Origin of the sequence: Bacillus sp. FDAARGOS_527 (genome assembly GCF_003812125.1) — a bacterium.
Lineage (GTDB): Bacteria > Bacillota > Bacilli > Bacillales > Bacillaceae_G > Bacillus_A > Bacillus_A paranthracis.
On the sequence record NZ_CP033795.1, the window covers coordinates 2,125,423 to 2,149,903 of the forward strand.

General features: G+C 34.2%; 24 protein-coding genes. 2 read left to right on the plus strand and 22 right to left on the minus strand.

All coding sequences use genetic code 11. The annotated features are described in order from the left end of the window. Positions 1-215 precede the first annotated feature (215 nt). Positions 216-1,433, minus strand: a complete 1,218-nt coding sequence (locus EGX95_RS13520; RefSeq protein ID WP_001286495.1) for an aspartate aminotransferase family protein — start codon at positions 1,431-1,433, stop codon at positions 216-218. Between the two features lie 272 nt (positions 1,434-1,705). Between EGX95_RS13520 and EGX95_RS13525 the strand changes: the two genes are divergently transcribed. Beyond that, positions 1,706-3,082 carry a catalase gene (locus tag EGX95_RS13525; protein WP_001002149.1) on the plus strand — a complete coding sequence of 459 codons (1,377 nt, stop codon included), beginning with the start codon at positions 1,706-1,708 and terminating at the stop codon, positions 3,080-3,082. Positions 3,083-3,163: 81 nt separating this feature from the next. Here EGX95_RS13525 and EGX95_RS13530 read toward each other — a convergent pair whose 3' ends face one another. The 14 genes from EGX95_RS13530 to EGX95_RS13595 form a co-directional block, all read right to left on the minus strand. Continuing rightward, positions 3,164-3,988, minus strand: a complete 825-nt coding sequence (locus EGX95_RS13530; RefSeq protein ID WP_000114664.1) for an ABC transporter permease — start codon at positions 3,986-3,988, stop codon at positions 3,164-3,166. 14 nt (positions 3,989-4,002) lie between these two features. After that, the gene (locus EGX95_RS13535; RefSeq protein WP_000255349.1) at positions 4,003-4,782 is read right to left on the minus strand and encodes an ABC transporter ATP-binding protein; all 780 of its coding nucleotides are present in this window, start codon (positions 4,780-4,782) and stop codon (positions 4,003-4,005) included. A 14-nt stretch (positions 4,783-4,796) separates the two neighbouring features. Further along, positions 4,797-5,819: an ABC transporter substrate-binding protein gene (locus EGX95_RS13540; RefSeq protein WP_000239835.1), complete on the minus strand. Its 1,023-nt coding sequence runs from the start codon at positions 5,817-5,819 to the stop codon at positions 4,797-4,799. A 174-nt stretch (positions 5,820-5,993) separates the two neighbouring features. Next, positions 5,994-7,439, minus strand: a complete 1,446-nt coding sequence (locus EGX95_RS13545) for an aryl-sulfate sulfotransferase (RefSeq protein WP_000509955.1) — start codon at positions 7,437-7,439, stop codon at positions 5,994-5,996. Between the two features lie 89 nt (positions 7,440-7,528). After that, on the minus strand, positions 7,529-8,008 hold the full coding sequence (locus EGX95_RS13550) for a MarR family winged helix-turn-helix transcriptional regulator (protein ID WP_001044427.1): 480 nt from the start codon (positions 8,006-8,008) through the stop codon (positions 7,529-7,531). A 336-nt stretch (positions 8,009-8,344) separates the two neighbouring features. After that, complete coding sequence (locus tag EGX95_RS13555) at positions 8,345-10,093, minus strand: adenine deaminase C-terminal domain-containing protein (RefSeq protein WP_000531393.1); 1,749 nt, start codon at positions 10,091-10,093, stop codon at positions 8,345-8,347. Positions 10,094-10,463: 370 nt separating this feature from the next. Continuing rightward, positions 10,464-11,630: a serine hydrolase domain-containing protein gene (locus EGX95_RS13560; protein WP_000747141.1), complete on the minus strand. Its 1,167-nt coding sequence runs from the start codon at positions 11,628-11,630 to the stop codon at positions 10,464-10,466. A 328-nt stretch (positions 11,631-11,958) separates the two neighbouring features. Continuing rightward, a complete protein-coding gene (locus EGX95_RS13565) occupies positions 11,959-12,465 on the minus strand; it encodes a DUF3902 family protein (protein ID WP_000843827.1) in 507 nt (168 codons plus the stop codon). Positions 12,466-12,619: 154 nt separating this feature from the next. Continuing rightward, complete coding sequence (locus EGX95_RS13570) at positions 12,620-13,351, minus strand: signal peptidase II (protein ID WP_123805631.1); 732 nt, start codon at positions 13,349-13,351, stop codon at positions 12,620-12,622. Between the two features lie 15 nt (positions 13,352-13,366). Further along, positions 13,367-14,476, minus strand: coding sequence for a DUF58 domain-containing protein (locus EGX95_RS13575; RefSeq protein WP_001075918.1), 1,110 nt, complete (start codon positions 14,474-14,476; stop codon positions 13,367-13,369). Beyond that, the gene (locus EGX95_RS13580; RefSeq protein ID WP_001094248.1) at positions 14,473-15,405 is read right to left on the minus strand and encodes an AAA family ATPase; all 933 of its coding nucleotides are present in this window, start codon (positions 15,403-15,405) and stop codon (positions 14,473-14,475) included. The genes EGX95_RS13575 and EGX95_RS13580 overlap by 4 nt, the downstream gene beginning before the upstream one ends. 143 nt (positions 15,406-15,548) lie before the next feature. After that, positions 15,549-15,842: a putative quinol monooxygenase gene (locus EGX95_RS13585; RefSeq protein WP_000583825.1), complete on the minus strand. Its 294-nt coding sequence runs from the start codon at positions 15,840-15,842 to the stop codon at positions 15,549-15,551. 46 nt (positions 15,843-15,888) lie between these two features. Then, on the minus strand, positions 15,889-16,527 hold the full coding sequence (locus EGX95_RS13590; RefSeq protein ID WP_000185412.1) for a nitroreductase family protein: 639 nt from the start codon (positions 16,525-16,527) through the stop codon (positions 15,889-15,891). 18 nt (positions 16,528-16,545) lie between these two features. Continuing rightward, positions 16,546-16,974, minus strand: a complete 429-nt coding sequence (locus tag EGX95_RS13595) for a MarR family winged helix-turn-helix transcriptional regulator (protein ID WP_000204176.1) — start codon at positions 16,972-16,974, stop codon at positions 16,546-16,548. Between the two features lie 264 nt (positions 16,975-17,238). On the opposite strand from EGX95_RS13595, the gene EGX95_RS13605 reads away from it, so the two are divergent. Further along, complete coding sequence (locus EGX95_RS13605) at positions 17,239-19,182, plus strand: GTP-binding protein (protein ID WP_000209604.1); 1,944 nt, start codon at positions 17,239-17,241, stop codon at positions 19,180-19,182. 46 nt (positions 19,183-19,228) lie between these two features. Here the strand turns inward: EGX95_RS13605 and EGX95_RS13610 are convergent, their stop codons facing one another. From EGX95_RS13610 to EGX95_RS13640, 7 genes are all read right to left on the minus strand, one after another. Then, a complete protein-coding gene (locus EGX95_RS13610) occupies positions 19,229-19,873 on the minus strand; it encodes an alpha/beta family hydrolase (protein WP_000679149.1) in 645 nt (214 codons plus the stop codon). Between the two features lie 21 nt (positions 19,874-19,894). Beyond that, on the minus strand, positions 19,895-20,362 hold the full coding sequence (locus EGX95_RS13615; protein ID WP_000366268.1) for an NUDIX hydrolase: 468 nt from the start codon (positions 20,360-20,362) through the stop codon (positions 19,895-19,897). Between the two features lie 364 nt (positions 20,363-20,726). Continuing rightward, positions 20,727-21,020, minus strand: a complete 294-nt coding sequence (locus EGX95_RS13620) for a YfzA family protein (RefSeq protein WP_000768433.1) — start codon at positions 21,018-21,020, stop codon at positions 20,727-20,729. 29 nt (positions 21,021-21,049) lie between these two features. Then, complete coding sequence (locus EGX95_RS13625; RefSeq protein ID WP_000933346.1) at positions 21,050-21,667, minus strand: ABC-2 transporter permease; 618 nt, start codon at positions 21,665-21,667, stop codon at positions 21,050-21,052. Next, entirely contained in the window at positions 21,655-22,527 is an 873-nt protein-coding gene (locus EGX95_RS13630; RefSeq protein WP_000432461.1) for an ABC transporter ATP-binding protein, read from the minus strand. The genes EGX95_RS13625 and EGX95_RS13630 overlap by 13 nt, the downstream gene beginning before the upstream one ends. Then, positions 22,515-22,904, minus strand: coding sequence for a GntR family transcriptional regulator (locus EGX95_RS13635; RefSeq protein WP_001167462.1), 390 nt, complete (start codon positions 22,902-22,904; stop codon positions 22,515-22,517). The genes EGX95_RS13630 and EGX95_RS13635 overlap by 13 nt, the downstream gene beginning before the upstream one ends. A gap of 478 nt (positions 22,905-23,382) precedes the next feature. Next, positions 23,383-24,405: an SDR family oxidoreductase gene (locus tag EGX95_RS13640; RefSeq protein WP_000697720.1), complete on the minus strand. Its 1,023-nt coding sequence runs from the start codon at positions 24,403-24,405 to the stop codon at positions 23,383-23,385. Between the last annotated feature and the right edge of the window lie 76 nt (positions 24,406-24,481).

Below are 24,481 nucleotides of genomic sequence, written 5' to 3' on the forward strand. Positions count from 1 at the left end.
TCCTTATTTAATTTAACTTCTTTAAGCACACCTTCTCTTATTGAATAAAATTAATTCGAAGCACTTAAGGAAAATTAACGTCTCCTTATCTGTTATTATTGTTTCACATAATTAATTATTTGTCCAATGAGATGCTCTCTAGGTTAAGTAATTTACTATTTTAAAAAGCTGAAGAAGTCGCTATTTTAGCGGCTTCTTCAGCTTTTTATATTTTTTTAAATACTTGCTGTAGCAGCTATGTTATGAACACAAGAAATAAACTCATAAGTGAATGCGTCAATTTCCTCTTTCGTAATAATATACGGCGGAAGTAATCGAATAATATTCCCTTGTGTTACATCGACCAACATTCCTTTACTCATTAACTCAATCTGTAATTTCTTCACATTTTCATTCGTATCATTCACACTTATTCCAAACATCATCCCCGCATGACGCACTTCCTGAATATAATAAGAATTTTCTTTCTGAATGTCTTGCAGTTTGTCATTCAAATATAGTGACGTTTCATATGCTTCTTGCATTAAACCATCGTCAAGTAATGTATTTAATACCGTTAAACCTAAAGCCGTTCCCATTGATGAATGAGCAAATGTGGTGCCGTGATCTCCTGGTGCAAATACATCACATAACTTTTCACCTACAATAATTCCGCCAAGTGGTATCCCGCCTCCTGCTCCTTTACCAATTTGAATAATATGTGGTGTAATATTGAAATTTTGATAAGCAAATAGTTTTCCTGTTCTCCCCATACCACTTTGAACTTCATCAACGATAAGTAATACATTATATTTCTCACATAAATTTTGAACACCATGTAAAAATTCACCCGATAATGGATAAATTCCCCCGCTTCCTAATACAGGTTCTAACAGAATTGCAATTGGATTTTCATGAATAATTGTTTCTTCTAATTGCTCTATATTCTCGCGCTCAACTTCATATACTGGGATCGATGTTTTCGGGAAATTTTGATATACACTTTCTTGTCTTGTAAAATGAAGTGCCCCCAACGTACGCCCGTGGAAACTATTCTTTAACACTACAATTCCTTCACGTTCTTCATGCATAATAGCTCTATATTTATCAATTAATTTCAACGTTGTTTCTGTCGCTTCCGTACCTGAGTTTGTAAAAAAGACCTTTCCGTTTTTTAAAGAGCAATCAACTAATTTCTTTGCATATTCAATCGCAACTGGATTTAAAAAATGAAACGGTAAATGCAACGACTTCGTAACTTGATCCATTGTCGTTTGCACAATTTTCGGATGATTGTATCCTAATACATTTACGCCTACACCAGAAAATAAATCTAAATACTCTTTACCATCCACATCATACAGCTTACACCCTTCTCCTCTTTCTATCGCAAGCTTTGTACGACAGTACGTTGACATCATATACTCTTTATCTAATTGAAACCAATCCGACATGTTACATTCCTCCTAGTTATTCTCCCTGTTTTATTTATGTTCATTTTCTATAAAGTCATGTATAAATTCATTTTTAAGATTGAAATTTTAATAGTAATGTTCTTCCCGATATTCATTTTTCCATAATTTCTTCTATTTCAACAGGTCCACTACATACGCGTTTTTCTCATCTAGCGGTCTGTAACTAGTTTGAACTTAGCGTGTTATACATAATCAAGGCTATAAAATCATATTTAGTAACAATGGACGAAAAAGATTTGGAGGCTATATTGATGAATGAACACTATGATAAACAGAGACAATCTTTACTAAGGAAAGACTTTAATGATAATGGAGAACGTAATGAACAAGCTATACTTCACTCTCAAACAGTTGGTTCACGTGGACCTGTTCTAGAGCAAGATAGTGTGCTTCACGAGGCGTTACAACAATTTATTCACGAAAAAATTTTAGAAAGACCTGTTCATGTAAAAGGATTTGGTGCGTTCGGTTATTTTCAAACAATCTATCCAATGCCCGAACATACTAAACTAAATTTCCTACAAAATGCTAATGAGAAAGTTCCCGTTATGGTGCGATTTTCATTAGCTGTTAGCACGAAAGGAACACCTGATACTTCTAGAAATGTACGCGGTTTTTCTACAAAATTTTATACTAAAGAAGGTATTTTCGATCTATTATGTAATCACATTCCTGTCTTTTCTGTACGCGATCCGATGCGTTTCCCTGAAACCATTCAAGCGTTGTCACCTTCACCTAAAAATAACTTATTAGACCCTAATAGATTTTGGAGCTTTGTCGCTAGAGCACCTGAATCCATACATTTCGTTGTACGTTTGTACTCTGATAATGGTACGGTCAAAAGCCTTCGCCACATCCCAGGACATAGTGTAAATACATATGTTTGGAGAAATGCAGAAGGCAATAGAAAGTATGTAAAGTATCATTGGTACCCATTTGAAGGTGTACAATTCATTACTAGTGAGGAAGCAAATAAACTTGCTGCTGAAAACCCAGATTATAGCGGGAAAGATTTATATGATGCAATTGCAAATAGTAAACCTGTGGAATATGGTTTATATGTCCAGCTCATGGACCCGAAAGATGAAGCGCATCTTTCTTACGATCCTTTAGATGATACAAAGATATGGGATGAAAAAGCGTATCCTCTTATACCAGTCGGCAAAATGGTATTAAATAAAAACCCTGAAAATTATATGGAACAAGTAGAAAAAGTCGCTTTCTCCCCTTCTAATTTACTTGACGGTGCTGAATTATCAGATGATAAAATGTTGCAAGGGCGAGCTAACATTTATAGTGATTCCCAAAGAAGAAGAATTGGTCCCGAATTTCGGAAATTAACGATTAACCAACAGCAAAATTGGACACCTGCTAATCAAATAACGAGCGGTGACGGAAGATACGTTGAAGGTAAAATTGAAAGAACTTCAATAACGAAACAAGATGACTTTACGCAGGCTGGTGAATTTTATACGAAGTTAAAACCGATAGAAAAAGAACATCTTGCCGAAAACTTAGCTGGTGATTTGAAAGTTATATCTGATGATATTAGAAAGATAGTGTTAGAGTATTTTCATAACGTGTCAGCTGATTTGGTGAAGAGGATTGAAACCAAAATAGAAAAATAATAAGAAGTAAGAACGCATCGACTTTTTTCATAAAAAAGAGCCATTTATCTAACCTTTTTTAGTCAGCTAAATGGCTCTTTTTTATTTTTTCACCACATTATATCTTTTCAGAACTACACTTCCGAATTTATTAAATATCCGATCCATCAAGAAGCCCATCAATCCAAGAATAACAAGACCGACAAAAATCCAATCTGTTTTGAAATATAACCTTGCATTCCAAATCATATAACCAATTCCTTCATTAGCTGCAACCATTTCAGCTCCAACAATGGCCATAAATGAGGATCCCATTGCAAGCTTTGCCCCCGTATAAATATAAGGAAGTGCTGCTGGTATGATGACATGGAACATAATTTGCCATTCTGATGCTCCCATACTTCTCGCTGAGCGAATTTTATCTTCTTCAACAGCTTGCACACCGGTAATTGTGTTAATCGTCACAATAAAGAAAGTTGCATACATAATGAGAAAAATTTTAGATTGCTCTCCAATACCAAACCAAAGCATAAATAATGTTATAAAGGCAAGAGGTGGAATAAAGCGAATAAAATTGATAACTGGATCAAAGAGCGCTCTTAACCATGGGATTCGGCCAATTAATAATCCTACCGGAATGGCTACAAGATTCCCTAAAATCCATCCAGCTATTACTCTTAAAAAACTAACTCCTATATATATAAATAAGGAACCATTTTGACTCAGTTCAATTGCTCCATACAAAACTGCTATCGGACTTGGCAAAAATTGCGGATCAGAAAAATTCGCTACAACACTCCATATCGTAAGAATAAGTATCCAAGCGATAATTCCACTTTGTAATAGCTTCTTTTGTAAACCAATCTTGAAATTATTTGTTTCATAAATAGTCTCTTTTCTTGCAATCTCATCTTTCAACACGCTCATATTTGGACCTCCTTTCAATCAAAGTGTGATTGAATCATTTGATAATAGTAATTAAATTCTTTATCTGTAAATGTTCTCGGATACGGTAGTGGAATATCGTAAATCTTTTCAATTTTTGAAGAAGGTCCTTTAGACATTACCCCTATTCTTTGCCCAAGTAATAGCGCTTCTTGAATATCATGAGTGACAAAAATAATCGTTTTGTTTGTTTCTTTCCAAATTCGTATTAACTCTATTTGCATTGTTCTTCTAGTCATTGCATCGAGTGCTCCAAATGGTTCATCCATTAATAAAAATTGCGAGTCATTGGCTAACACACGTGCTAATTGAACTCTTTGTTTCATTCCTCCAGAAAGTTCTCTTGGATATTTTCCTTCATGCCCATCTAGTCCAACAAGTTTTATATAGTGAGAGGATATATCATTTCGGGTCTGCTTTATCATTTTTTTCATTTTTAAACCAAATTCAATATTTTCTTTAATTGTTAGCCACGGAAAAAGCGCTGCGTCTGCTTGTTGAAATACGACGCCACGATTTCTATCAGGCTTAATTACCTCTTCATTATTGACTATTAGTTTCCCTGATGTCTTTTCAACAAATCCAGCAAGCATACTTAATAACGTAGATTTTCCACATCCGCTTGGGCCAAGTAATATAAAAAATTCACCATTCCCAATTGTTAAATTTACATCTTCTAAAACAAATTGTTCGTTATTAAATGATTTAGATAACCCAGAAATAGAAATGGCCACAGGAGATTTCAATACTTCTTTTTCACTTACTGTACTCACCATACTTCACTCCTATTCTATTTATAAGTAACAGATTCAGGGAAAGCTTTCTTTAGTGATTCAAGATCAATCTTATCTTTCAATTCATATTTATCTTTCAGCTTCCCTTTTTCTTCTAACCATTTTTTCATATCTTCTAGATGCTTAGCATCTTCTTTTGTAAATCCAAGAACATAGTTCTGTCTTTCAATATCTTTTAATGCATCTTTCTCGGGTAGTTTCAATTGTTCAAAAGCAAGTTTTGCTGTTTCTTTTTTATTGTTTTCTACGTACTTTATACCTTCAGAAAGAGCCTTAATTGTATTTTCAACGGCTTTTGGATTCTTCTCGACGAATGATCTTTTTGCTAGTAAATAGCTGTCAATTGTGACACCAGCACTTTCTAAATCACCTAATTTTGTTACACCTTTTATATTTTTAAATTTATCCTTTAATGCACCAGAACTCCAAACAGCATCTATATCACCATTTTTCATTCCTACAATAGCTTCGTCTGGTGTACTATATGGAACGAAGGTAATATCCTTTTCATTAATATGTTTCGCTGCCAAATATTTCGCCCAAACATACTCCGTTACAGTCCCTTTAGGTACGCCTAACTTTTTACCTTTTAAATCATTTTCTGTTTTAATACCCTCTCTAACTAGAAGCTCATTGTCTTTTGATGATTTTTCATTTCCTCGCGTAAGTGTTGAAATTACGACCATATCCCCTTTTCCTAACGAATTTAAAAGCGCATAATCAGCAGCAAGACCTGTATCAGCTTGTTCGGTTAATACCGCATTAACTGTATCAATTCCATAAGCAAAATTCGATAGTTGAGCTTTAATACTATTTTTCTCAAAATAGCCTTGTTTCTCGGCAGCTCTAAACTGAAAAGATCCGCCCGCAGCTGTATCTATAGCCATTTTCACCGTGGCCGTTTCTTTCCCATTACTTTTTGTCGTTCCCACACTTTCTTTTGAAAAGTTTGAGCACCCTGCTACAGCTAAACTAGTAATCATTGATAAACTTAAAAATAAAGGCTTTAATTTCACCATTTATCATTCCTCCATAACAATTTGTTCAAGCTTGAAGTAAGATTTGTTTAACCTAAATATTACGTTAAATTATTACAAATAAAGAAATGGAAACGTTTTGTCATATAACAAACCTATCAAGTTCATTTTAATAAGTGGGGGAAATGACTCTCCCCACACTTTAAATTACTAGCGTTAATCTCGTATTTTATTTATTTCTTCCAATGTCGCTACACAGAAATCTCCGGTGCCGTAAGATATTGTTCCTTCGACTGTCACAACAGATTCCGTACCAGCTTCTGCAGCATTCGGGACTCTAAATGCTGCTATATCAAGAGGAGTAATTTCTTTCTCCTCTGGTTTTTCTAGTTGAGGTACCCACTCATACGGTACACGATACGCACGGTAAACCATATTGGAGTTTCTGTTATTTTTATAAGGTGAAATATATTCCCATACAAGCTCATGCTCACGAGTAACTTCAAAAATCCGACCATCTGCTCCTTCTGTAATCAATGTATTTCCGTTTGGTAGCCTTTGGGCAGAACTAATATATGGACTGTAAAATCGATACGAATCTAAAGGAGCTTGATATCCAGCTTCAGTTGACGTATATTGCCACTCAATTTCTAAAGTTACTGGATTAATTTCTAGAATCCTCGAGTGATCACGAACAGCATTTTTGGAACCGTATGGAGATGCAGGGTTTGGAAGACCGTATCCTGCCCAACCACCATTATCAAATACAAGTAAATTCCCTTCTCCAGGCAATCCTTTCGGAATGATATGTGCATGATGTTGTCCAATGATCCATCCTAAATGCTTAACATCTGGGCTAGAATAATCAGGACCGAGTTTCCAAACTATATTTCCTGTCTTCTTGTCAATAATGGCAATTATATTTGACTCCCTAGCATCCCAAATAATATTTTCAGGATGAAAACGTTCATCTCCTTGGTCATAAAACTTATTCGGACCAATTGTAGACATAGAATTTATATGCATCCAATCTCCATCCGAATTACCACCAAAGGATCTAATATTAGGATTACGGAATAGTACATTTTTAGCACTTTCATCAAATCCAAGTTCTTCAAAATGATCACTGACAGCCCACTCCCATATAATATTCCCTTCCCAATCTACCTCAATAATGACATCATCTAATAACGGCTTATCGGATATATTCGGATTATGTACATTTTTGTGTGCTAAAATTAACGTATTTCCACCATCTGTTTTCGGTTCTAATTCTGGTGCATAGTAACCCACGGGATTTCCCTCACGCTGATAATCATGATGAGCTCTAGCCATCCACTGCGGATCATGGCCTGGGTCTTCAATGTGTTCCAGACGGTTAAATCTCCAGACTATGTTTCCTTCCCAATCTACTTGAACTAAATCTACTTCATCTTGAAAACCGTACTCAGGATCTCTTTGTGCTGTATGACCAAAAACATATCCGCCTGGTAATAACTTATTTGGAAATCCACGCAGTCCTTTCCATAAGTGTACTTCCTTTCCATTCATATCAATTAATAACGCACCATGATCTGCAGCTTGATAAATTGTATAACCACTCCAAGCTTTCCCGGGATTATATACTGTTGCCCCTGTTGGATAAATTGTTGGATGTCCCATTCTTTCCACTCCTATTCATATTATTAATAAGTCACCTTTTAATAGTTTGAATTTTCAGACCCAAATAACTAGAGTAATAGTATTCTTTGTTATTCCTCTGTATTCTCATTACTTAGTTTCATAATCCTATCCGAAAGGTGTTCTAAATTATAGGCTAAGCGTTTAAAAATTTCGGCCTGCACGTGTAATTCTTCTATTGAAAATCCATCGAATAAAACAGACATAAAACTTGTTCTTATTTTATTATTTCGCTTTATAAATTTCAGGCCATCTTCAGTAATATCAAGTAAAGTGATTCGTCTATCTTCCTGATGACGTTTCCGAATAGCCAAGCCTCTTTCTTCTAACTTATCGCATAATGCCGTAATCGCTCCTGATGTAAAATCCAGTTCTTCTGCTAAGTCAGTTAGACGCTGCTCACCATCTCGAATAATTTTGTTTAATATTAAGATGCCCGGCAACATAATACCTTCAATCTTAATTTTGTCACGTTCCTTTACAAACTTACGGACCATTTTACGAAACAACCAATCTGTTTCTTCGATTAATGTTGGCATCGTTTTATTCATATCTCCTCCGCTCCTTGCTCTATGAATAATACAAAAAGGCACGAACACATTTCAAAATTATGAAATGTATACGTGCCTTTGGTTATCCAATCAGCTATTCAATTTGTTTTAGCATTAAAATAATGAGTGGTAAAATAAGTAATATCCACATATTAATCCATTAATTCCTATGAGTCAAGTATGTTTTAAGAATATATTTTCCTAATTTATCTATTTGTTCTCGTTTAAGGTTATTTTTGAGATTATTTATATGTAACCCTATTTATAACAATACATCTAAAATATAAAACTCCCCCACTTTACATAACTACTGTAGCGGAGGAGTTCTTTCTAATATTACTTTATCAAATTCACCGGCGAAGCAACTACCTTTCCACTTTTCACATCATATAGCCCTATAGGCGTTACCCGTATAAAAGGCAAGTGCGTCGCAGAAAAGAATAAAATTGTAAATGATGGATCATCATACGCGTAGCCACGCTCTTGTAGTAATTTCACCATCTGTTTCTCTTCCTGTATTAATTCACTCATTTTTAAATTAGACATAATTCCGAGCAATGGTAATGCGATTTCATGTAATACTTCATTCTTCTCAGCTATTACCATTCCCCCGCCAAGCTCTTTTACTCTATGAAAAGCTATAAGCATATCTTCTTTTCTTTTTCCGATAAGAATGATGTCACCTGTACCAGAATAAGAGCTAGCAAGCCCACCTAGTTCTTTCGCAAAACCTTTCACAACTGTATTCACTCGCCAACTTCCATCACGAGCAATCATCATAAGGAAACATTCATCATGATCTGTGGACAATTCATTACATTCTATGTTGATTTTACTAGTATATGGTTTTGTAATAACGTTATTTAATAAGTGTATACCCGTTTTATTAGAGAAAATCATATCCTCTTTTTCTATGGACCAATCTAATGATAATGGAGTTACTTTACATTTACCCCAGTCTATATGTAATGCTTCATGCGTATTTACACCGTCACGCTTCACCCATTTCCCCTTTGCAATAACGCTCGCTGGCACTGGGTTTTCTTTACTTTCTAAAATATTGATATTAGCAATTCTCCCTGTCGCAATCGAACCATGTATATGCTCCATATTATAATAACGAGCAATATTATAACTTGCCATATGATATGCATCTATTACTGGAACACCTTGCTTTATAGCAGTAGTAATCATTACATTCGTCATTCCGTTTTCATAAAAGGACGGATGAGAACCATCTGTTGTGAAAAAGAATCTATCAAATTGCTTCACACCTAATTCCAATAGTTCTTTTAATAAAACTTCTAAATCTGGTCGGATGGAAGAGTTTCTAAGAGAAACAGTGTAACCTTGCATAAGACGAGTTAACGATTCTTGACCCGTCATTGCTTCATGATCACAGTCTGTACCTAACAGTTTTAATTTTACTAATGTTGCTTCAGATGCTCCTGGGAAATGTCCTTCTACTTTTTTCTGTAATCGCTTTGTTTCCTGCACCCAATTTAACATTTCATCATCGCCATGTAATAATTTTGGCCATGCTGTTAGCTCTCCTCCTTGAAGAACTGCTTCATGCTGTAGCCACTCTATTATTTCTTCACTATTAAATAAAGATTGCCCATTTTGCAATTCAGTTTGTCCATCAAAACGGCACCACCAATACATACTAGCTGGAAGCTTTTTAAATTTATCTAATAAATGAAATGATTCCTCACGCTTTAATGTGAAAAATAGAGTTAAATTATCATTAATAAAAGTTGTTGTCCCAAATTGCATCGCATGATTCGCTAACGTCTCTGGATTATATAATTGATATGGATGTGCATGCGGTTCCATGTAACTAGGAACGACATACTTTCCATCACAATCAATAACTTCACATTCATGTAGTTGCTCTGGTAGTTTTTCTCCTACATATATAATTCTGTCATCATAGATCCAAATATTTGCTTCCATCCATTCACGTATATAGGAATTTAAGTATGTTGCGTTCTTTAATAATTTATGAGGATTTCTTGTACCGTCTATTATTTCAACATGTTCTCGTAATTGCTCGTTACTCCATCTGAACTGATTTTGTCCCAATGTAGTTCACTCCAAATCAATTTACTTTTTTTATTAAAACAAAATAATTAATAAACTAAAGTATTATTCATTCATAACTCCCCTGTATAGCCCCTATACCTCTCATTATATGGAATAATCTCAAAAATAACAATTTTCAAAACAAACAACAACTCTTTGTCCCACAACAAAAAGGATGTCATGCAACTGACATCCTTTTTATACTAAACTATAAGATTGAATTGCAATTTGAAATACACTTGTATCATATTTATGTTCTACATATACTTAATACCATATCATGAATGTTAATACTGTCCTTATTTGTGAAATTTAAAAAGCATCTCTTTTATTTAAAACTATCGCAGAAACCTATTCGCTTTTTCTTCATCTATTTATTAAATTCAACTTGCATCATTTTATTAAACTGTGTAAGGATTTCAACCGGACCTAAAGAATTAGCATTGACAGCAAATGTATGCTTGCCTCCAATTACTCCACCAGCAAAAGTCATAAACCCAGGAATTGATCCTCCGTGTCCCCAAACTGAGACACCATTTGGAAGTTTCGTCTCATAGATTCCAAGGCCATATCCATCACCAACCCCTTTTCCTTCTATAGGAACTGTAGTAAGCATTTCTTTTAACTCGCGTTCCTTCAGTAACTTACCACCGAGTAAAGATGAAAAGAACTTGTTTAAATCATCCGCATTAGAAATCATATCTCCAGCTGCATTAGCTAAACTCGGATTATAATACGTAATGTCTTTCAACTCGCCTGTTTCGTCCATTTTCACATATCCACGAGCATGATTCTTTCCTGGGATGACGGGTGAATTTCCTGGTAAAAACGTATTTGGCAAGTCCAGAGGTTCAATAATTCGCTTTTCAATTTCTTCCGAATAACTATTACCAGTTATTTTTTCAATAAGCATTCCTAGTATTACGTATCCTGTGTTTGAATACAACCAGTCTTTACCCGGCGAGAAATCTGGAGGTAGAGAAAGACCTATTTTCACTATTTCTTCAGCTGTATACGTTTTTTTCGAATTCATTATGTCAGCATCTTTTGACTTTAAGTATTCAGCGATACCACTTGTATGATTCAAAAGTTGGCGTATCGTAATTTGATTGCCATCATACCCATTTCCTTGAACGAGACCCGGTAACCACTTCTCAATTGAATCGTCAAGTTGTACGCGATTTTCTCCAACTAATTGAAGAACCGTCGTGGCGGTAAAAGTTTTCGTCACACTACCAATTCGAAAGCGATAATCTGATTTCACCGGTTTCTTTGTGCTTAAATCTGCTACGCCAGCAGTATAACTACTAATTTTCCCTTTATTAGACGTCTTAGCTAATACCCCTGGCGCTCCAATTTGAATTGTTTCCTGCATGACCCTTTTCCAACCATTCCGATTCTTTTGATCATGTGCTTCTGACGAATTAGAAATATTTTGAGTAGACTCTGCTTTTACAGTAAAACCTGGTGTGAATACAGTGGTACCCGCTAATAAAACTGCCAAACTTGCTAACTTCATTGGATTACGTTTTTTCATAAGATTCTCTCTCCCCTATTCATATCATTTTGATTCGAAATATACTTTTATCCTATATGATAAAACTCTCTTTTTTCTTATCCATTCCTTACAAAATACTTACGTTTAAAGTTTGATACGATCTGCTAAGAAAGAATTATGTATGAAAATAAAAAGGACATAAAAAATAAGGAAAGTCCCTTAACTTCCCCCGTTTTTATTTCACCTTATCTTAATTATTTTAAGATGTTTCATTGTGTTCGTATTAAAATGAATAAAAAAGAACGTGTTTTCATTTTTTATGTAAACACGTTCTTTTTTTATTTAAGCAACTAATCTATATTCACCTTTACCATCCTGCACTAGCGTTCATACCATTTCCGATAATAGAAAGTAATAGTGGCCATAATACCGGTCCTAACGTAAGAAGTAGATTAAGAAGTATAAGTATTCTATATCCACCGGTGAAATTATGATTTTTACGATTAACAAATACGAGACTGACTAATGATAGTATAGTCGTTAAAAATAACACTAACATTACCAACCAATACCACACCATTAAACTGAGACTCCATGGTGTTAATAGCTCGTGTATGATACAAAATGAAATTCCTAACACAGCAAAACTAAAGCTAGTCACCGATGTTTTTATAAGCCATTTATTTATTTTTTTGTCGTATGTAGTTTTACAATATAAATCTATTAAAGTGAATAAAGATAAATATGCCATTAATACGCCTATCCAAGACAATAACCAGTCTCCGTCCCCTTTGAATAATAAGAACAGCAACCAACACATACCTACTGCAGAAAAAACAAAAGAAATAAGTATGCTTTTTAATACTGATTTCATTACATTTTCACACCCTTAAAAAACTTAAAAATTAATTATAATTTATAAAAATTAAGTATAGGTTAACATGTAATGAAGTATAAGTAAATAAAGTTAATTTATAGTTAATTTCATTTTAATCAAATTTCCGTATAAAAAAAGAAAAGGTGGATATTTACATATCCACCTTCCCATCTCCCTCTACCCACTTCATTATTTCTTCCACCTCTAAATCCGTATACGTCTTTTCCCCATAACGAACAGACTCATATAACGGGATAATATCCCTTGTTCTACAAATTCTTTTTAACCACTGTTGCATCGTTTCATAAGACCTTCTCTGTTCATGAAATGGTAAAGTTCTTTCCCATTCAACTAACGTTTTTCTTATCGTATCTGGTGGTAACGGCTGTTCTAACTGATGCTTCATTTTCTTGTTCTTTTCGATTCTGTCCGTATTTTCATTTGTTATCGATTGTTTATCCTGTTCTATTTCGGATTTCGTTACCTTTTTCCTAACGGATTTATAAAGAAAATATATAATTATCCCTGCAATCATTACATAAAAAGCTATACTAATCCATGAATTTGAAAGAACAGAAAATATGTGTCCCCATGAACTTTCCTTTTTAAAACCTTTAAATTTTTTACCCGTTGTCGTTCTCTCCCCATTATCTCCTACTTTTTTCTCTTCTATAGGTGTTCCATACTCTTCAGTATCACCGTAGTTTATAGTTTCCTTATAATTTTTTTCAGATTTCTTTTCACTAAAAAAACGTTCTTTTACTATGTCTTGCACATACAAAACACCTTGTGAAAACGTTATCGCACTAATCGCAAAGAAAAGTATGATTAAAGTTCTTACACCCCATAACTTCACTTTCATATGTCGCTTTTTATTCGCCATGACATAAGCCCCTTCTTATTCTTTCATTACAATCCATTTATTCGTTCTACTGTATTTCTTTGGTGAAGTACCAATAATTAAAGGAACCGCATCCAGTTCCTTTCGACGAAAGCCTGCTGTGTAAAAATAAGAAGAAGATACAGGCGTATCTTGGTCTGATATCGAGGCAAGTACCCTTAATACATTTTGCAAGTGTTTCCGATTATCCCCATTTTTTATATGTAGCAAACCGTTATCTTTTATACTATTGATCCATACTTCAAATGAACAGTTTTGCATGAGCAATTGTTTACATATACCCGCCGTTAATTCGATTAGTTCCTCTGTATCATTTCGCAAAGAAACACCACTTTTATTTTGCAAGTTGAGATAAATCGCATATTTATCTGATTGCGTTCGCTCATACTTTTTCGCAGTTATCGCCCCTGTTTTCGCTGTCGCACTCCAGTGGATAGAACGAAAATCTTCATTTTCATACGACTTCACTCCCATTACTTTCGTTTCATCATATAAGGGTGATGACATCGCTTTTCGAAATCCTCGTGACCATTCTTGTAATTCAGGAACTTGCATTTTCGGAACAGCTGGTAAGACTAAATAAGAGGGCGCATCAACTTGTTTATATGTGATATGGTTCGTCATAAATCCAAAGGGATCTGTAATGACAATTTCAACTTCTTCCCATCTCGCAATTCCCCTTTTTACAGCTACAGCTTGTAAATCAAATAAAACTGACTCTCTTCCTTTTAAATTAAAATTCATATAATAATTTGAACCTGTACTATGATTTTTGTTTATTTCATCATGATTCCAAGTTAGCTTATTTTCACATTTAAATCGAAATACAACATTAAAAATAGGAAAAATTGATTTGTTTGAAATTTTTATTTTGCATCTGTTCGTTTCACCTATAAAAACATTCGAATTTCCTTGACTGTATTCCCATTCAACACGAGATACTTTACGTATATAAACATGCATAGCACCTATTAAAATTACATATAAAAATACGAGAGATAATATGAGTAAATTACTTGAAAATACACTTAAAATAACGGCTACAACTGACATAACTCCTATTACGAAAGGCTCCGCTAAAGGTGTATACACAAGTTGTTGATTCATCGTACATTCTCCACTGGCACATTAATCGTATGAAGAATTTCTTTCATAATTTGTTCTTTCGTCGTTTTCATCTCTCCCTCAATCGTTAACGTTAAACGATGAGCACATATGGAAGCAGCAAGTTGTTTTATATCATCTGGCGTACAGTAATCTCTTTCATTTAATATTGCCCGTGCTTGAATCGCTCTCATAAATGCCAACGTTCCCCGCGGGCTTACACCAATTTCAATTAGCTCATGCTTACGAGTTGCTTCAATAATTTCAAGAAGATAATCTTGCACATCATTCCCTACTAGCACTTCTCTTGCACGTTTTTGCATCGTAATAATTTCTTCACTTGAAATAATAGAGTGTAATGTTTCTAACGGATCATTCGTTTGAAACCGATTCATCATTTCCTTTTCAGCTTCTCTCGTAGGATAACCTTGGCGTATTGTGAGTAAAAACCGGTCTAACTGAGCATCAGGTAAAGGAAATGTACCGGCCGATTCAAGAGGATTTTGCGTTGCAATTACTAAAAAAGGTTCTGGTAATAAATGTGTCTGTTTCGCAATTGTAACAGTACGTTCTTCCATCACTTCTAATAACGAAGATTGTGTTCTCGGTACAGCACGATTAATTTCATCCACTACTACTATATTTGCAAAAATAGGACCTAACCTCGTTTTAAATTCCGATTCCTTCACATTAAAATATTCGAGACCAATAACATCTCCGGGCAAAGTATCCGCTGTAAATTGTATTCTTTGAAATTTTGCGTCCACGCTTTTAGCCAAACTTTTCGCTAGTGTTGTTTTTCCTGTCCCCGGTACATCTTCTAATAAAATATGTCCTTTTGCTATTAGAGCAATGGCTGCAAGTTCTATGGATTCATCTTTTCCTATAATAACTTTCGAAATATTATTAGTGATTTTCTTTAATGTGTTCATCTATTTACCCCCCCATTTTCTTTTATTCCGAAAATTAAGAATTATTATTTTCCAAATTATAACACATTACGGTAAAAGTAAATATATTCCTGTCAAAATAAAAAAGATGACCTTAGCACTATAAGCTAAAGTCATCTTTCTCATTATTTTACTAACTCTCCATTATAAGCTGTTATATCAAGAGGAGCAGTTAAAAACTGTTTTACTTTGCTAACGAAAGATGTGAAGTGTTCACTCGTATTATGACTCGCAACTGCTGCTTCATCTTTCCACACTTCAACCATTGTATACACATTTTCTTTTTCTATGTCCTTATACAAGTCATAAGAAATATTTCCACTTTCTTCTCTTGAACTATGAATCAGCGGACGAATCTCTTCTAAAAATGATTGTTGTTTCGCTGGATCTACTTGAAATATTGCGTGAATAATAATCATGGTGTTTCCCCTCTCATCTTTCACTTATTGAAGTTCTTTTATAAAATTATTTCCACTCTGCAACTTTTTCAATTGGAAGACGTACTGATTGGTAACCACTGTCAGCTGCTTTTCCGATTGAAATTAACATAACTGGTACGTAACGTTCTTTATCTAATCCGAACGCTTCAGCAATTTGGTCTTTTTCAAAACCACCAATTGGACAAGTATCATAGCCGTGAGCACGAGCTGCTAGCATAAATTGCATTGCTACAAGACCGCCGTCAATAAGTACAGTATCTTTCATTACTTCTGGTGTAACCATTGAGAAGTAAGCTGAAAGTTTTTTCATTTGATCTTCTTTTACTTCTGCTGGCATGAAACCGCGCTCTACTGCTGTACCGTAAATTTCTTCTGCGTTATCAAAGTTGTTTAAATCACCAAATAAAGCGATCATTGCTGAAGATGTTTCTACTTGAGATTGATTGAATTTCGCAAGTGGTGCAAGTGTTGCTTTCGCTTCGTCACTTTCAATCACAAGGAATCTCCATGGTTGCATGTTTACTGATGATGGTGCAAGTGTTGCTTCTGTAAGAATTTCTGTCATTTCTTCTTTGCTAATTTTCACCGATGTATCGTATTTACGGATTGAACGGCGTCCTGTTAAAATTTCGTTAAAATTATTTGTTTTTACTGAGTTAGTCATAGTTGTATTCTCCCTTTTTTAAAGTTCTTTTATGTTTTCTTGAATGTGAATTAACATATTTAAAAGATTATCGCGTTCTTCTTCACTTAATCCTTTAAATGCCGATGCTGCAAAACGTTCTTTTTCCTCTTGAAACGCTTGAATTTTATTTCGTCCCTCTTCAGTTAGAGAAACTAACGTAATTCTGTTATCCTCTGGATTTTTACGTCTTACAATCATTTCATTAGCCTCAAGCTGCTTTAAATGCCTCGTAATCGCCGCATTATCAATATTCACTTCTTGTTGAAGTGCTTTTTGACTAATTTCACCTACTTCATATAACTGAAGTATAAGCTCTAATCGAGACTGGCTCATACCCGTACACCCTTCAAATTTCGAACTTACTTCTTTATTTAGAAAGTGTAATTTATATAAAATAATCGCTTCTTTTGAGCATGAACTTGTCAAACTATCCCTCCTTTACATACAAAACGAAAATGTTTGATGCATCAATAGTTGATATGTCAATTAATATAATCTATATCGATTTAGATTGCAAGCTTTTTGTTTTCATTTTTATTTTTCCAAATTAAGGCGCTTTGTCGCGTTACAAAAAATGTAAATTACATTATAATAGTAATAATTTAAATGACTGGAGAGTGATTGTAATGCGGCAATACACAAATAGAAATGAGGAAATGAAAATGGAAAATGAAATGAGGATATTGATATATGACAACATTAAATATAGGGATTGTCGCGCACGTAGACGCTGGCAAGACGAGTTTGACTGAGCGTATTCTTTATGAAACGAATGTGATTAAAGAAGTTGGCCGAGTTGATAGTGGAAGCACGCAAACTGACTCAATGGAATTAGAAAGACAGCGTGGAATTACGATTAAAGCATCTGTCGTGTCTTTCTTTATTGATGATATAAAAGTAAATGTCATTGATACACCTGGACACGCTGATTTTATCGCTGAAGTGGAGCGATCATTTCGCGTTTTAGACGGTGCGATTTTAGTTATTTCTGCCGTTGAAGGTGTGCAAGCACAAACGAAGATTTTAATGCGGACATTACAGAAACTCAACATACCGACTATTTTATTTGTTAATAAAATTGATCGTAGTGGTGCAAATACTGAAAAAGTTGTAAAGCATATAAAAACGATTCTTTCAAATGAAGCATTCCCCTTCTATTCTGTCCAAAACGAAGGAACAAAGGAAGCTCGTATTATTGAATATAAATCATATGACGATTGTATAGAACGATTAGCACCATATAATGAATCGTTACTTGAGTCATATGTAAATAACGAAATCGTAACGGACACAATGTTAAGAGAAGAACTCATTAAACAAATAGCGCAAGCAAATGTGTATCCGATTTTCTTCGGTTCCGCAATGACGGGTATAGGAGTATCTGAACTACTTGAAAATATTTCAACCTTACTTCCAGCTAATAATCTGTCTCAAGACGAAGAATTGTCCGGTGTTGTTTTTAAAATTGAACGTGAATCTTCTGGAGAAAAAATTGCTTACGTAAGAGTTTTTTCTGGTAGCTTACACGTTAGAAAACATGTTGATATACAGCGTGATCAGTCTCTACCACATAAGGAAAAGATTAAAAAAATGTGCATGTTTCATAATGGAGATGCTGTTCAAACTTCTACCGTTCCTAGCGGAGAATTTTGCAAAGTGTGGGGACTAAGTGATATTAAAATTGGTGATATTATCGGTGCACGGACTGATTATATAAAAGATATTCACTTTGCCGAACCACAAATGGAAGCTGCCATCGATGCAGTACCTAAAGAACGAATTCATGATTTATACGCTGCACTTATGGAACTATGTGAAGAAGATCCACTCATTAAAGTGTGGAAAGATGATGTTCATAATGAACTATATATTCGCCTGTTCGGTGAAGTACAAAAAGAAGTAATTGAAACGACTCTTTTTGAGAAATATAATTTGCAGGTTACTTTTTCAAGCACGCGAGTTGTATGTATTGAAAAACCAATTGGCATTGGGAATTCCGTTGAAGTAATGGGTGAAAAAGCGAATCCATTTTACGCAACAGTTGGATTCAAAGTCGAACGTGGTGAACTTAATTCTGGCATAACATATACATTAGGCGTTGAACTTGGCTCACTACCTTTAGCATTTCATAAAGCGATTGAAGATACTGTATTCCAAACGTTAAAACAAGGTTTATACGGTTGGGAAGTTACGGATATTTCTGTCACGTTAACGCATACAGGTTATGCTAGTCCTGTTACAACAGCGAGTGACTTTAGAAACGTAACGCCACTCGTTTTAATGGATGCTTTAAAGAAAGCTGAAACATATGTATATGAACCAGTAAATGCGTTTGAATTAACTGTACCGGAGCAGGCAATTAGTACCACAATGTATAAGCTCGCTGCCATTCCAGCAACTTTTGCAGAGCCTATATTCAATAATGATTCTTATCAATTAACAGGCTCATTACCTGTTACGAAAACAGAGAATTTTAAGCGAATGCTTCATTCATTCACTGAAGGAGAAGGAATATTTACAACGAAGCCAGCTGGTTTCACAAAAATTTCGGCTCCCTTCCCTACTCGAAAACGTGTTGATTATAATCCGCTGAACCGGAAAGATTATTTGCTTCATGTGTTGAAGGCTTATTAAAATAAAAGAGGTGCAATTCGCACCTCTTTTTGCATGTATTGATAAGTTAGTTTTCCCTAACAATTTCTTTAAGCTTTTCTATTATTTTCGCTATCGCTTCAATTGAATTCTCTGTTTCAAATTCCCCAACATTTACAGAATGATTTGCATTTTTGATAACATCAATCGTTAAATTCGTTTTATATAACTGCTTAACTTGATCTGCATTATATTGATGATCTTTATCCCCAATAACTAAAAGCCCTTCGTGACTACTATGTAAAATAGAATCAAAAATAGATTCAAAAGTTAGTAAAGGTGTAAGCACTATCATTTTTGACTGCGTGAATTCTTCTCTCTTCATTAAATCATTTGCAATCGGAATTGTTCCGAGTGACTTCCCTAAAAACATCGATTTGCTGTATTGTTCATTTTTCAACACTTCATTTATTACGGGATTAATATCATCCATCATTACTTTCGTTAGTTCTTCTATTGGTTTATTCATTACCTGTTCATCGTAAGAGTAATGAATATGTACAACATCAATTTTATGTTCAAGCATAAGCATCGTCGCGTAATAAAATAACGGCTTATCGTAATTATATCCTGAACCTGAGAACATAAAGCAAACCGTACTAGAACCTTTTTCGATATGTGTGTAACGAATTACTTTGTCATTTATATGTACCTCTTTTTTAGTCCCCTTCACCCTTTTTCCCTCCGAATACGTTTATTTTTGTAAAACGATATGTTCTGTATGTACTGCTATATCCTTTACTTTCTCTTTTATAAATGCAGGCTGTAAGTTATATGTATGCAGTTCTTCTACTGACACCCATCTAAACAAATACGTTCTACCCTCTTCTTCCAAAATATATTGATCCGCTCCATTCGCAGGTAACTCATGTAGCTCTACTTCATAATAAAAACTAATTTCATGAAACTTTCGCTCAGAAAGCGTAAAGAAATTTTCTACTGACCATAATAATCTCTTTATCTCAATAGAAACCGCTAACTCTTCAGCAAGCTCTCGTTTTAACGCATCTTCACTATTCTCTAGCATTTTCACTCTACCGCCGGGTACGTACCAATAATCTTCCCCTTTGTTTTGAAGAATAAGTATTTTATTATTATGTTTACAAATTGCTCCGACTCGGTAGTTAAAACATGTTTTCTCAACTTTGAACGTAAGATCCACAACGATTGTCCCCTATACTTCATTTAAAAATCGCTATAAAACTATTATGTATGTATCGTACAAATAAGATTACTAAATTTTTCTAGTTCGTTCAATAATTTTCGAACTTTCCAAAAATTATACACATCATTTGTCATCACAAGTATAAATACATATGTCACAATTACTGCGCACACTTTGGAAGCAGTATGGGGGACGAATGCATCTATCTCTATCAATATACAAAATTGAAGAATCAAATAATTTTCAAGAAATCATTGTAAAAGATAAAGTGAAACATCAATAAGTGGAGTTTTTATCTTTTTCCTGTTGTTTTTAAATATAGTTAAGACATTATTAAAAAGACGCAAGGTCAACTTATGTGCTAATTAATTCTTTTTCTAGAAAAAGCGTCTTTTATTGCACTTGTTACTACATTTAGGAATAATAAAATAGCCATAACTGCCGTTAGTACATTAAATTGCTTTGTTTTATAAGGAGCGAACCATTCCGTAAAGAACTCTGAATTAACGAGACGATCCCCAACTCCTCCTTCCTTGAAGTTCGGTATCCACGAATTCATGTCAAGGATGATAAAAATTAGTTGCATAACGAAAAATGCTCCAATAGTTTTCAGCCAATTTCGTATTCGACTAGGACGCTCTTTTTTTAATTTCATTTAAACCATCCTCCTTTTAGAACTTGCTATTAAAGAGCCTTGTTCTGATAGATACGAATAGATAATATCCATGAAACCCCATAGCACCCCACTGCTATGACAGCAAATAAAAGAAATATTTTCAAATCTGAAATCTCTTTTAAAAAGGTCAGTACACCATTAGCATATTTATTTAATAAATATGGAGTATTTTTCATTAAATATATAACTCCAATAGATAAAAATATAAAAACTGGTACAAGTGTTTTCACTTTAAATGCAACAAAAAATGGGATGTAAAATGCTGTTATCAGCATGACTGCCAAGAAGCCTAGTATGTAACTTTCTATGGAAAGTTGAAATTCCATGCTGTCTAAAATGAAATATTTTCCAACTAAACAAAATGGGATGATTACTATTGTAAAAAGTAAAGTTCCAACGTATTTTGAACTTATAATTTCCTTCCTAGTATACGGTAATGAGTTTACTAAAATATTAGCATTATCTTTATCATCAGATTGATATGTGTTAATTACAAAAACGGCACTACAAATGATTATGACATATGCTACATCCATGCCGGCCCACAAATAGGTAACTAGAAATAAGAGATAAGCAGGCAAGAAAGTTTTTTGTAAAATCAAATCCTTTTTAATTAAATTAAGCATCTTGAATCCCCCTTTTTCATGAAATACATAATATCCTCTAAACTCGGTTTTTCAATCACCACATCCTTATCAAATAAATTTTCGATAGAATGTGCATTTTCAATCAATCCCTCGAAACCTGTATTTGCCTTACGTACAGAAATAAATTCACGCTCAGTATCAAACTTTAACAAATCTAGTGGTCCTTTGACTAAAACATAATCCTCTGCAATGGCATAAATATCTTTTGTGAAAATATGCTTCCCATTTTGAATAAATGTAATATAATCGGCAATGCGGTCTAAATCCGTTGTAATATGTGATGAGAAAAAGATAGTTTTCTCTCCATCCTGCATAATATTTTGTAGAACATCCAATAATTCTCTTCTGAATACAGGATCAAGTCCAGATGTAGGTTCATCCATAATAATTAGTTCAGCATGATGTGAAAGGGCAATTGCGAGAGAGGCTTTCATTTTCATTCCTTTGGAGAATGTTTTCATTTTTTTGTTTAATGGTAATTCGAACAGCTCTTTATAATATGTAAATTGGTTAAAATCCCATTTTTTATAAGCAGGTGCAATAATTTTAGTAATTTCCTTTAATGTGAGTTCATCATAAAACACATTATCGTCATAAACGAAGCCAATTCTTTCTTTAATTCGTTTCGCATCAGTCGAATAGTTCATGCCAAATAAGGAGACGTTTCCACTATCCGGGTTTATTAGATTCATAATCATTTTAATTGTTGTAGATTTACCTGATCCATTTCCTCCAATAAAACCCGTAACAAATCCTTTTTTTACTTCCATCGAAAAATTGTTTATTTGAAACCCTTTAAAAGATTTACTGACATTTTGAAGTTCTATTACGTTTTCCAAAAGTTTTCCTCCTCGTATAAAATTGTAAGCATTTCTTTTAGCTCATTTAAAGAAACATCCATTTGCTTAGCATTTTGAATCGCTTCACATAACTTTTCTTCAACTGTTTTTAATTTTTCTTCTTTCATAGTTTCAATGTTTTGTTCTGCTACAAAGGACCCTCTTCCGACAATTGAATTAATAAAACCGTCTTTTTCCAGTTCTTCATATGCTCTTTTCGTTGTAATAATACTTACTCGTAAATCTTTTGCTAACTGACGCATTGAAGGAAGAGCATCTCCTTGTTTTAAATCACCTAGTAAAATAAGCTTTTTTATTTGGGCACTAATTTGTTCATAAATAGGTTCCTTTGAAGTGTTCGTAATAGTGATTTGCATGCAAATACCTCTTTTTAAAAATATTGTATATATACTTTATATACAATATATACTATCGTACATTTCAAATCAACAGAAATTTTCCAAAATATAGTTACAAACACAATCTAATAATGTAATTAATACAACTTATTTATACAGGCCTTCCTTGTATTAGCCGGATTTTGAGGCGGCGGTCTTGCTACTAGCTAATACACGATAAAGACTTCGTTGTGTTTTACAGAAAAATTGGCACAACTGATAGTGTGAAAAAGAAAGAGTTTGAAATAGAAGAAAAATTTGAGGAAGTTGATATCAAGTTAGACTAGGATGAGGATGACGAAGAAGGACTGAAAAATATGTTTTCTAAGCTGCGGGAAATGTACGAGGAAGAACCAATTGAATTATAAATTCACATACGAAAAACACCTTGTTTCTTTAGTAACAAGGCGTTTTTTCTTAATACTAGGTTTAAATTGTTATTTTTCCGCTAAATTTATTAATACCATCTTTCTAACAATTCCTTCTCCCTTTCGCCTGAAATACCTGCTTTTAATTCCCATTCGTCTGTGCTCTTCATCCACTCATACACGTCTGTAACTGTCTCTTCTATTCTTCTAAAAGTAAGCCCTTCTTTCACAGCATTCTCGACACTAATAGAAAACCCGCCTTTCCACGGCTTCGTCTCACCATCTAATGGAAAAGTTTCCGGAATCCATAAAGGCATTTCTGTCCACGGCTGCACATTATGTTCACTCATAAACGATTCGTCTACCCAAACAAATTCAGCATCACTATTCGTAACCTTTTTACACGTATTTAATAGCTCTTCCATCGTCAATTCATCATTCGGTGCTGTTACATTGAATATACCTGCTTTATTGTTTTCTGCCATGTTGAGTCCCCAGTTTGCGACGTCTTTTATATCAACTATCTGCACTGGACGGTCTTTTCTTCCTGGAACTAACACTTTACCTCCTTTTGCTACACGCTGAATCCAGTATGGAAGTCGATCTGTATAATCAAACATTCCTGATAGAAGTCCTGCTCTTACGTGTAAAACACGCCGAGGCCAATACTCCTCTGCTTCTTTTTCACATAATACTTTCAGTGCACCATAATGCTCATAAGGAGATATTTCACTATTCTCTACAGCCTTTATTTGCTCTTTCGTTGGTTCAGGTTGTAATATATAGTCTTCTTTTATGTCATGCGGAATCCAATCTTTATATACGGAAAGGCTAGAGATGAATATATAATGTTTTATATTATCTTTTAAGACATCTCCAATATTCCGAATGTGATGTGGAGAAAACCCACACGTATCCACGACAACATCCCATTTTCGATTTTCTAAGCTTGATACACCACCATTTCTGTCACCGATTAACTGCTCCACTTCAGGAAAGAGTTCTTTGTTTGTTCCGCGGTTAAATAATGTAACTTCATGACCCCTGTTCAAAGCCTCTTCTACAAATGCTCTGCCTAAAAATCGTGTACCACCTAGTATTAGAATTTTCATGGTTCTCCCCCATTCATCATTAAAAATCCTTTCTTTTGTTAAACGATTTTCTATCATAAAAAGTTACGGGGGGATT

What these genes read in the sequence shown, in the direction of transcription:
- EGX95_RS13640 (WP_000697720.1), bottom strand. Translation starts at nt 24,405, where the DNA reads ATGAAAATTCTAATACTAGGTGGTACACGATTTTTAGGCAGAGCATTT.
- EGX95_RS13605 (WP_000209604.1), top strand. Translation starts at nt 17,239, where the DNA reads ATGACAACATTAAATATAGGGATTGTCGCGCACGTAGACGCTGGCAAG.
- EGX95_RS13590 (WP_000185412.1), bottom strand. Translation starts at nt 16,527, where the DNA reads ATGACTAACTCAGTAAAAACAAATAATTTTAACGAAATTTTAACAGGA.
- EGX95_RS13565 (WP_000843827.1), bottom strand. Translation starts at nt 12,465, where the DNA reads ATGAAATCAGTATTAAAAAGCATACTTATTTCTTTTGTTTTTTCTGCA.
- EGX95_RS13580 (WP_001094248.1), bottom strand. Translation starts at nt 15,405, where the DNA reads ATGAACACATTAAAGAAAATCACTAATAATATTTCGAAAGTTATTATA.
- EGX95_RS13535 (WP_000255349.1), bottom strand. Translation starts at nt 4,782, where the DNA reads ATGGTGAGTACAGTAAGTGAAAAAGAAGTATTGAAATCTCCTGTGGCC.
- EGX95_RS13545 (WP_000509955.1), bottom strand. Translation starts at nt 7,439, where the DNA reads ATGGGACATCCAACAATTTATCCAACAGGGGCAACAGTATATAATCCC.
- EGX95_RS13625 (WP_000933346.1), bottom strand. Translation starts at nt 21,667, where the DNA reads ATGCTTAATTTAATTAAAAAGGATTTGATTTTACAAAAAACTTTCTTG.
- EGX95_RS13550 (WP_001044427.1), bottom strand. Translation starts at nt 8,008, where the DNA reads ATGAATAAAACGATGCCAACATTAATCGAAGAAACAGATTGGTTGTTT.
- EGX95_RS13585 (WP_000583825.1), bottom strand. Translation starts at nt 15,842, where the DNA reads ATGATTATTATTCACGCAATATTTCAAGTAGATCCAGCGAAACAACAA.
- EGX95_RS13520 (WP_001286495.1), bottom strand. Translation starts at nt 1,433, where the DNA reads ATGTCGGATTGGTTTCAATTAGATAAAGAGTATATGATGTCAACGTAC.
- EGX95_RS13635 (WP_001167462.1), bottom strand. Translation starts at nt 22,904, where the DNA reads ATGCAAATCACTATTACGAACACTTCAAAGGAACCTATTTATGAACAA.
- EGX95_RS13530 (WP_000114664.1), bottom strand. Translation starts at nt 3,988, where the DNA reads ATGAGCGTGTTGAAAGATGAGATTGCAAGAAAAGAGACTATTTATGAA.
- EGX95_RS13570 (WP_123805631.1), bottom strand. Translation starts at nt 13,351, where the DNA reads ATGGCGAATAAAAAGCGACATATGAAAGTGAAGTTATGGGGTGTAAGA.
- EGX95_RS13560 (WP_000747141.1), bottom strand. Translation starts at nt 11,630, where the DNA reads ATGAAAAAACGTAATCCAATGAAGTTAGCAAGTTTGGCAGTTTTATTA.
- EGX95_RS13575 (WP_001075918.1), bottom strand. Translation starts at nt 14,476, where the DNA reads ATGAATCAACAACTTGTGTATACACCTTTAGCGGAGCCTTTCGTAATA.
- EGX95_RS13540 (WP_000239835.1), bottom strand. Translation starts at nt 5,819, where the DNA reads ATGGTGAAATTAAAGCCTTTATTTTTAAGTTTATCAATGATTACTAGT.
- EGX95_RS13525 (WP_001002149.1), top strand. Translation starts at nt 1,706, where the DNA reads ATGAATGAACACTATGATAAACAGAGACAATCTTTACTAAGGAAAGAC.
- EGX95_RS13620 (WP_000768433.1), bottom strand. Translation starts at nt 21,020, where the DNA reads ATGAAATTAAAAAAAGAGCGTCCTAGTCGAATACGAAATTGGCTGAAA.